General features: G+C 61.8%; 10 protein-coding genes. 5 read left to right on the top strand and 5 right to left on the bottom strand.

All coding sequences use genetic code 11. The annotated features are described in order from the left end of the window. A partial coding sequence (locus VH88_RS15250) for a hypothetical protein (RefSeq protein WP_231576712.1) occupies window positions 1-1554 on the top strand: 1554 nt, incomplete at its 5' end. Window positions 1555-1642: 88 nt separating this feature from the next. Here the strand turns inward: VH88_RS15250 and VH88_RS15245 are convergent. Genes VH88_RS15245 through VH88_RS15230 form a run of 4 tightly spaced genes read right to left on the bottom strand, consistent with a single transcriptional unit; the run spans window position 1643 to window position 4828 of the window. Beyond that, window positions 1643-2923 (bottom strand): ATP-binding protein, encoded by a 1281-nt coding sequence (locus tag VH88_RS15245; RefSeq protein ID WP_052689647.1) that lies wholly within the window; start codon window positions 2921-2923, stop codon window positions 1643-1645. Then, window positions 2920-3720: a hypothetical protein gene (locus VH88_RS15240; protein WP_045812007.1), complete on the bottom strand. Its 801-nt coding sequence runs from the start codon at window positions 3718-3720 to the stop codon at window positions 2920-2922. The genes VH88_RS15245 and VH88_RS15240 overlap by 4 nt, the downstream gene beginning before the upstream one ends. Continuing rightward, a complete protein-coding gene (locus VH88_RS15235) occupies window positions 3717-4250 on the bottom strand; it encodes a hypothetical protein (RefSeq protein ID WP_045812006.1) in 534 nt (177 codons plus the stop codon). The genes VH88_RS15240 and VH88_RS15235 overlap by 4 nt, the downstream gene beginning before the upstream one ends. Then, window positions 4250-4828 (bottom strand): hypothetical protein, encoded by a 579-nt coding sequence (locus VH88_RS15230; protein ID WP_045812005.1) that lies wholly within the window; start codon window positions 4826-4828, stop codon window positions 4250-4252. Before VH88_RS15230 ends, VH88_RS15235 begins: the two co-directional genes overlap by 1 nt. 59 nt (window positions 4829-4887) lie before the next feature. On the opposite strand from VH88_RS15230, the gene VH88_RS15225 reads away from it, so the two are divergent. Both VH88_RS15225 and VH88_RS15220 read left to right on the top strand, forming a co-directional pair. Then, a complete protein-coding gene (locus VH88_RS15225) occupies window positions 4888-5235 on the top strand; it encodes a hypothetical protein (RefSeq protein ID WP_045812004.1) in 348 nt (115 codons plus the stop codon). 42 nt (window positions 5236-5277) lie between these two features. Further along, window positions 5278-5508 carry a DUF6626 family protein gene (locus VH88_RS15220; RefSeq protein ID WP_045812003.1) on the top strand — a complete coding sequence of 77 codons (231 nt, stop codon included), beginning with the start codon at window positions 5278-5280 and terminating at the stop codon, window positions 5506-5508. A gap of 159 nt (window positions 5509-5667) precedes the next feature. Here the strand turns inward: VH88_RS15220 and VH88_RS15210 are convergent, their stop codons facing one another. After that, the gene (locus VH88_RS15210; RefSeq protein WP_156146881.1) at window positions 5668-6396 is read right to left on the bottom strand and encodes a hypothetical protein; all 729 of its coding nucleotides are present in this window, start codon (window positions 6394-6396) and stop codon (window positions 5668-5670) included. 72 nt (window positions 6397-6468) lie between these two features. On the opposite strand from VH88_RS15210, the gene VH88_RS15205 reads away from it, so the two are divergent. Both VH88_RS15205 and VH88_RS15200 read left to right on the top strand, forming a co-directional pair. Further along, complete coding sequence (locus VH88_RS15205) at window positions 6469-7347, top strand: hypothetical protein (RefSeq protein WP_045812000.1); 879 nt, start codon at window positions 6469-6471, stop codon at window positions 7345-7347. After that, window positions 7347-7748: a hypothetical protein gene (locus VH88_RS15200; RefSeq protein WP_045811999.1), complete on the top strand. Its 402-nt coding sequence runs from the start codon at window positions 7347-7349 to the stop codon at window positions 7746-7748. Before VH88_RS15205 ends, VH88_RS15200 begins: the two co-directional genes overlap by 1 nt. Window positions 7749-7791 lie beyond the last annotated feature (43 nt).

Raw genomic sequence — 7791 nt, 5'->3', positions numbered from 1 at the left:
ATCGACGCTATTGGCGCCAATGACAGACGGGGAAAGGACAGGGGGATGCCTCTTGAGACCGAGGAACCAGCAATCCCTGATCCGACTCCCGTCGAGATCAGGGTTCTGACCGGGCCTCCCGGCTGTCGAAAAACTACGCGGATGCGCGAGGACGCCCTGCGCGTGCCGGGCCTCTACCTCTTCTCCATGCCGACAAAGGCCCTGATCGAGGAACAGGCTGCTGAGTTCCGCAAGGCGAATTCCTCGCTTCCCGTCTTCACTATCCACGCCGACATCAAGCCCAAGCGGAAGATCAATCGGCAGATCGAAGAAGCCTTGGCGGCTGTCCGAGATGGCAGCCACCACCACGCGGTCGTCATGCTGACCCACGTCTCCATGATGGCTGAAGACCTTGCGGGCTTTCGTGGATGGCACGCCCGTATCGACGAGGCACCGAACAGCGTCCAGAGCGGCAAGGTTGTGGTGAAGGGAACCGAGGCTCTCTTCGAGAGTCTCTTCGCTCTGGACGATTTCGGCCATGCCAAGTGGCGCGTCCTCAAACCGGTCGGGCCGCGTCCCAGCTATTTCGAGACGAAGAACAATCCCGCGCTGGCCCCTATCGAGGAACTGATCCGGCTGGCTTATCGGCCCTCCGGCGTGCTCGTCGATATCAGGTCGTTCCGGGGCCTGAAAAACAAGATGTCGTGGTGGTCCATCTGGACGCCAGCCGACTTGGAAGGGTTCTCGTCGATCCAGATTGCGGGCGCCTCTTACGAGACCAGCTTGGGCGCGAAGGTGCTGAAGCACTGGTTCGCCAAAAAGGTCCGCCTCATTCCTGAGCCGCTGCCCATGCAGAGGTCGGGCACTCCGTCGATCAACATCCACTACTTCACACAGGGTCACCGGCCTTCGACGTGGCTGTGGAACCAGCCGGAAGGCCGCAAGAGACTGAAGGCTGTAGCCGATTGGCTCGGAGCGCACGCACCTCACATCGAGTTCTGGTCGGGCAACCCCGAGGTGATGAAGCTGCTCGACTGGCGCATATCTGGAGAGTCAATTCTGCCTCGGGTGGCGGGCCTCAACACATGGCGCGAGGCCAAGGCATGTGCGCTGATCTACAGCAGCGGCAGGACGGACGACGATGCGCCGCTACAAGCGGTGTTCAACCTGAGCGACGACGACATCCGTATCGCGCGAGAGGACGAAGATGTGCTCCAGTTCGTAATGCGTGGAGCCATTCGGAACCCCGAATACGACAAAGCTTACGACATCTACCTCTACGCCAAGGAACAGGCCGAGCGTCTGGCCGCCAAGCTCATGGCTTCCGAAGTTGGGAGGGTCGAACTGGTGCCCCTCGGTGAGGCTGGCATCATGAACCTGCCCCCGCTGCCGGGCGAAGGTAAACGACGCGGACGGAAGGAGCCAGAGATGGTGACGCTGGCGGACGGGAGAGTCCTTCAGCGGAAGTCTCTGAAGCGAAGCGAAAAGCGAGCCGAGGATGCCAAAAAGGCTGGGCGCGAGCCACGCAAGAAGGGGCGGCCGAGGAAGTCCCGGCCATCGGAGACGCCGACTTGATCGACGCCGCTCGCGCCACGCGGTTGGAGATCGTGCGTGTAGCGCGGCGGGAAATGCTGCGACTGCCTCACATCGCTCCGCTCACCGACTACCCGTCGGCGTGCGCGTCTGGACGCTCGTTCTCGTCGGATTCAGCGTTCCCAACCACGTTTAGTGCGTCGAACAGGGCGGCGGCGTTGATCGGCTTGAGCAGGTGAAGGTCTGCTCCGGCGTCCATGCTGGCCGTGATGTGCTCCGGCAGACTGCTGGCCGTGAGCATGATGATCGGCGTGTGACGCAGACGCTGTTTGGCCTCGATGCGCCGGATTGCCTTCGTGGCCGCGAGGCCATCCATGACCGGCATCATCATGTCCATCAGGATCACGTCGTAGCGTTCGCGTCTGAAGGCATCGACCGCCTGTTGACCGTCCTCCACGGAAACAACGTCGGCGCCGACTGACTGAAGCAGCAGTTCGGCGACCCGGCGATTGGTGGCATTGTCGTCAACCACGAGTGCCCGGCTGTTGGTCGTGTGGACTTCAGCCGCATTTTCGACCGGCGCCGCAACCGTCGCCACGGGCCTGAGCGGCAGAGTGAACCAGAAGCTCGCCCCTTCGCCCGTCGATCCACAGCAGTCCAGTTCGCCACCCATCACGGCGACGAGTTCGCGAGAGATCGCCAGTCCAAGCCCGGTGCCCCCGAACTTGCGTGTGATGCTACCGTCAGCCTGTTGGAACCGCTCGAAGATGACGGCGCGCTGCTCCTCGCTGAAGCCGATGCCCGTGTCATGGACCTCGAAGCGCACGTCTTCTCCGGCTCGCCTCACCGTCACCGTCACCGAGCCGCTCTCGGTGAACTTGATGGCGTTGGACACGAGGTTGGTCAGCACCTGCTTCAGACGGGTGGCGTCGCCCTCGACCTGCTCGCTGACCGCCGGGTCGATGCTCACGCTGAGCGACAGGTGCTTCTCCGACGCGGCGACCTCCAGTCCACCCGTCACCTCCCTGATCAGATCGCGGAGAGACATTGGGCTGCTGACCAACACCATCTCCCCGGACTCGATCCGAGAAAGGTCAAGAATGTCTCCGACAAGGCGAAGAAGCTGCCCGGAGGAGGACTGGATGATAGACACCAATTCGGACTGCTGAGGGTTCAAACCCGTCTTCGCCAGCAGATCGGCCACGGCTACCACCCCGTTCATGGGCGTGCGAAGCTCATGGCTCATGTTCGCGAGGAAGGTGGACTTGGCCTTGTTGGCGGCTTCAGCTTCGACCTTGGCCGCCAGAAGCTCTGCCGCGTTCTGCTTCCGCTCGGTGATGTCGCGGACGTTGGAGTGAATGTGTCGGACGCCGTGAATGTGGGTCACCGACATCCAAAGCTCGATATTCACAGGACTGCCGTCCTTGCGCTGAGCCAACAACTCGATGCGCCGCTCAAAACGGGCCGCGCCGCTCTTGCGCCAGTGCTCGAAGCCCCTGTCGTGGGAGACTGCCGATGCGTGATGGCCTTCTCGGGTGGGCCACGGAATCGCTTGTGAGGCTCGATGACGAGGTGCCCGGCGTCCTGTCTCGCGTCCTCACGGCTGCCCCCGAACGCCGACAGGCGATCTTCTGCGCGCTCGCGGTCCACGACCAAAACGGCGGACTTAACTTCGGCGATGAACTCATCCGGCCAAGCCTTGCGGAGGTCGTCCGTCACGGCCGATCCGCCGACATCCTGCGCCATGCTCTGCCTGAGCCAATCCCACACCCGTTCGCCGATGTTGCTGAAGGCGAAAATGAACCCAAGGAACAACGACCATGCGAGGATGACGTAGAAGGCTTCCTCGACCGTGCTGATCCTGATCTGCTCGATCCAGTTCGGGGCGGGCACGCGGGCGACAAACTGGTTGAACCCTTGGAAGTCCTCCGGCTCGAAGATCGTGCGGGCGTGGTCCCGATCTCTGAAATCGCTCGGATACATGTCGTTGACCAGCCCATCGTCCCAGATGGCCAACCTCGGCATCTTCTTGTTCGGATGGAAAAGCGGGATGTCACCGGCGTCGATGCTACGTTGCAGGTCGATACGGTATCCGGCCGCTTGAAGCTTGTTCAGCCGCTCGATCAGGATGGCACCATGGTCCCGTTTGATCCGGGCGTGCGGGTCGGTCTCTACCCAATCCGGGTCTATGCGGGTCTTGCTCCTCATTTGATCCTCAAGATCGGCATGTCGCTGGAGAACGCTGGCTCGAACCGCTCCTGCCATCCGGCGTGGCTCACGGCCGGTGCGGGCCTGTCGTCATGCAGGAAATTCCACCCGCCGCTGTGGATGTGCATCTCCTTCTCGGCCATCACGAGCGACATGATGAAACTGGTCATGCTCGGGTCTGCCGGAACGCTGATATAGAGGACGACAGGGGCGCCGCCGCCATCGACGTATCGGCCGCGTTCAAGTCTCGCGAAGGGTTCTCGGTGATCTGCCCAGAACGCCTTCAGCATGTCCTCGCGTTTCGACTTCTCTTCGGGCGGGAGGAAGTAGGCATACTGATCCCACTGGGTCATCGGGTTGCTGTCGATCCGCCATTCGACGACCTCGCCTGTGAACCTCGGGAGATGTTCGCCGTGGACATAATCGCCCCGGTCGTTCCAACGGAAGTTGTCGGTCGTGCCCCGCGCGAAGAACCCGTCTTCGGCGTATCCAACCGTGATGCCCTGCGTGATAAGCGTGAACGAGGCCATCAGTATTCTCGCTTCCAGAGCCACGACCAAGCGGGGGTTTTGGCCAGATGGGTCCGACGCTTGATGTCGATCTCGATGAGGTCGTGATAGGCGCCGTAGCGTTTCTTGATCAATTCGGGGATGAACTCGGCTGGGTCCATCTTGGCCCGCCTGAAACTGACGTGGACGAATCGCTCTTCGCTGATCGCGGCCGACGTGAAGGCGTCCTGAAGGGCCTTGGCGATCTTGCCGTCCGCGTCTTTCACGGCGACCTCCAAGATGATTATCTCGGTGCCGCCCTTGCCGTCGTTGCGGCTGTTGTAGTGGGCTACGCCGGTCTTACCCCTTTCAGCCGCCTCATCCTCGATCAGGGTCAGTTGGGCCGGGACGGCGAAGTCAGTTCCCGTCTCGAAATGGACGACGCCTATGGCTGTCGGGAAGTCCCAATCCTTCCGGTCATGACGGCTGGTATAATTCTGCTCGAACCGGGACAGGGCGAGCGTCAGCCACTCCCCTGTCAGCGACCGCTCCACTTCGTAGATATCGAAGCTGTTCGCGATCTTCAGGCCCGGGGTCTGTTTGTCTTTGCTACCGAACATTGTGGCCCTCCCGCCAGCAGTCATAGACCACGGGTCGGTCAGGTTGTAAGGCCGATTGCATGGGCCTGTTCGACTCCATCCCCACAAAAATCGTGAAAGCGTCGCCGCCGCAGTTCAAGGCGACGTCGGACTACGCCGTCGATCTGATCCTGATGGAGGATCAGGCAGTCATCCAGAACGCGGTCACGCGAGAAGCCTACTGCGGAGTGATCTTGGCTTCGCTTGCGTTAGTGAGCCACGAAGTGACGAACGCGTGGTCGGCGTCGGACCTGCGGGAGATCACGCGGCTGGCCCAGACGGCATCGAGCCACCTGTCGCCGGAACTCAAGGAGCGAGCGACAAAGCGGCTCCGTCAGGTGGCGAGCCTCTGGAACATGAACTGGAACGAGCGAGATACAGAGGCTTAGGGGCGACGGGTTTGGATAAATACCGGAAAGGAGACCTCCGGTATGGACATCTATCACCACTTTCAACGCCTCGGCCTGACCGACTCGTATCGCCACTTCAGCAGCGCATGGCTCGGCCGCGCAGAGAACTACCTTTGCCTCCGCTCAGGGCGCGGCCCCTCGGCGGACGCGCTCGTCGAACTCTTCCAGACCCTGTGGCGTGAAGGCCGCCTGATGCTGGCGGCGAGGGTGGCGTGGGCGGTGCTCTGGTTGAAGCCGGAGGCGCGGCGATGAACGACGATGATCTCCTGTTTCCCATGGATGACCTTGAACGCTGGAAACGCCGTGAACTCCCACAGGACTGGTTGGCGCAGCGTCAGGAGATACTCATCGCGCGGCTCCGCGCACAGGCCGCCGAACTCCAGAGGTTGGGGACCAGTGGCAACGCGAGGTTCAGTCCTCGGCCCCCACCGGCGTGATGGTGGTGCCCCGGCCGAAGCCCAAACTTTCCTCGAAGTCCCGAAGCCGCTCGACGTTGAAGCGCAAGCCAGTGATTGTTCTGACCCCGACGCTTGTTAACCGCTCTGCCCTCTGTTGTCGTGTTAGGCTCTCCCAATCCGGCCAACGTTCGATCCGCTTCTGCACATAGGCTCTGTAGGCGGCTGTCTGCTTCCCATCCAAGATCGGCCGGTAGCGAGTTCGAGCGCGCCGAGCCGCAGCGCGCGCTGTTGACTGCTGCTTCCAATGCCTGTTCCAGATGAAGTGATCGACGAGATCGCTTGGCGGGTAGACGCGCAGCGTTCTCGTGCTTCGGAGCAGGGTTTCCAAGCCCTTGTTAGGGCGCCACCGGTTTAAGGCATCGTGGGCGACGATCACCGCCGCGTCGAAATCGCCTTGGAGAAAGCGGGCGAGCCGCCCTCGCTCGTCATCAGACAGACCGAGCCATGGGTCGAACTGGACGGCGACCTCACACCGAACCTCGAAACAACACCATGTGGCAAGCTTGGCTATCTGCTCGCGTTGTCGTTCGACCGTATAGCTGGACGCGGCCGCGAGGTTGATGTCGTCACAAAGCCCCTGCCGCTGCGCGGCTGGGAACGACCAGTAGACCGCGCCGACTGTGCGGACGTCGCTGACCTCGGCGATGTCCATTTCTTCAAATACTTCAACGATCTGCGGCACTTCTGCGGTCCCCGGCACACGCCTACCGGAACGCTACCCTTTAGCTCGTCACCAACTGCTGAAGGAGCCGCTGTGAACAAGACCTATCACGAGATGATTGAGGCCGTTTACCGGGGTCAGGGATACAATTTCCACGGCCCCGGGTGGGTCGAGAAGATCGCTCCGCTGCGCCACCAGCCGCAGTATCTCGAGCCTCTCGTGACGTGCGCCAGCTACCACTTCGGGAAGCTGTTGATGGACGGCGCAGCCGAGTTCTTTCCCGAGGACGCCAGCCAACTCCAGTCGCCGCCTGTGTCGAGCATCCTCATGAACTTGACCAAGATTGGCCAGCAACGCGCGGCCATCGTTTTCGATATGAGGGAAAGCACCTGTATCGTGACGTTCAACGACGTCAATGGCACGCTGAATGTTGCCATCTGCTTCTACGACGCTACCGGTCAACTCTCTGTTGAACCTAATCGGTGGATCGCGTTCACGGGAGAATTTGCCCGTAGCTTCGCGGCGTGGGGGGTCATTGGCATCGCGGCGTCGGGACTGGAACTGCTCGCCAATACGAACGTGCAACACATCATGGCGGCCTCGCCGAGTGGTGTGGCCAAGTTCTCTGCTGCCCGCGTGAAGCGTGGAGAGCGCGCCGTTGAGCCTATGAAGGTCATCCATCTGACCAAGAAGGTCTACGTCGGGGGTCGGGCGATCTATCCCCGTGGGGAATCGACCGGTGCCGGGCATTCGCCGCACGACCGTTCGGGCCACTATCGGCACAGCAAGCGGCGGATCGCGGGGTGGGAGGGGCCGGTGCTGGAGACTTCCGGCGAGTGGGCGGGAGTGACCTGCTACCGCCGCTGGATCGATGACACCAAGGTAAAGGGCGGTGCTCCCGAGGAGAAGCCGGGCCGTGGTCATCCGAAGGCCGCGCTGCCGAAGGCGCCGCAATACCGCGTGGTGAAGTGATGTCGCGGCAGTTTCATCGGCAAATCTGCGGTTCTTCGGACGAGGTGGGAGCAGCATCGCTCGCGCAGATGCTTTCGACCCTCGCCGCCGTCTGGGAGGCTCTTCGTGACGACGGCGGCGCGGCGATGGGCGAGGCAGGCTTCCATCACCACCTCCTTCTGGAGGTCATGGATGTTTCATGGCCCCACGTTGATCGGGCCAGCCCCGCCTACTGGTGCGTGCTGGACTGCGACGACGAGGATCATGCAATGGACGCGCTCGCTTGGACGAACGCTAATTGGGCGGACCACAACTACGGCTTCATGGCCCTCCATCATGATCAGAACGATCTCGGTCTTCGCGTGATTTTCGTCACCACGGATGAGACCGAGAGCGTGGTCTTCAAGACGGGATTTGGCTGATCGTCCCCTCGCTCCATCAGTCATTGGCGCCAATAGCGTCGAT

Source organism: Brevundimonas sp. KM4, assembly GCF_000964075.1.
Taxonomy (GTDB): Bacteria; Pseudomonadota; Alphaproteobacteria; order Caulobacterales; family Caulobacteraceae; genus Brevundimonas; species Brevundimonas huaxiensis.
The sequence above is the reverse complement of the archived record's forward strand: the minus strand, read 5'-3'. Positions and strand labels throughout refer to the sequence as shown.

Bases quoted from the DNA above. Each gene is read 5' to 3' on its own strand.
- VH88_RS15225 (WP_045812004.1), top strand. From the start codon at position 4,888: ATGGGCCTGTTCGACTCCATCCCCACAAAAATCGTGAAAGCGTCGCCG.
- VH88_RS15230 (WP_045812005.1), bottom strand. From the start codon at position 4,828: ATGTTCGGTAGCAAAGACAAACAGACCCCGGGCCTGAAGATCGCGAAC.
- VH88_RS15200 (WP_045811999.1), top strand. From the start codon at position 7,347: ATGTCGCGGCAGTTTCATCGGCAAATCTGCGGTTCTTCGGACGAGGTG.
- VH88_RS15220 (WP_045812003.1), top strand. From the start codon at position 5,278: ATGGACATCTATCACCACTTTCAACGCCTCGGCCTGACCGACTCGTAT.
- VH88_RS15235 (WP_045812006.1), bottom strand. From the start codon at position 4,250: ATGGCCTCGTTCACGCTTATCACGCAGGGCATCACGGTTGGATACGCC.
- VH88_RS15240 (WP_045812007.1), bottom strand. From the start codon at position 3,720: ATGAGGAGCAAGACCCGCATAGACCCGGATTGGGTAGAGACCGACCCG.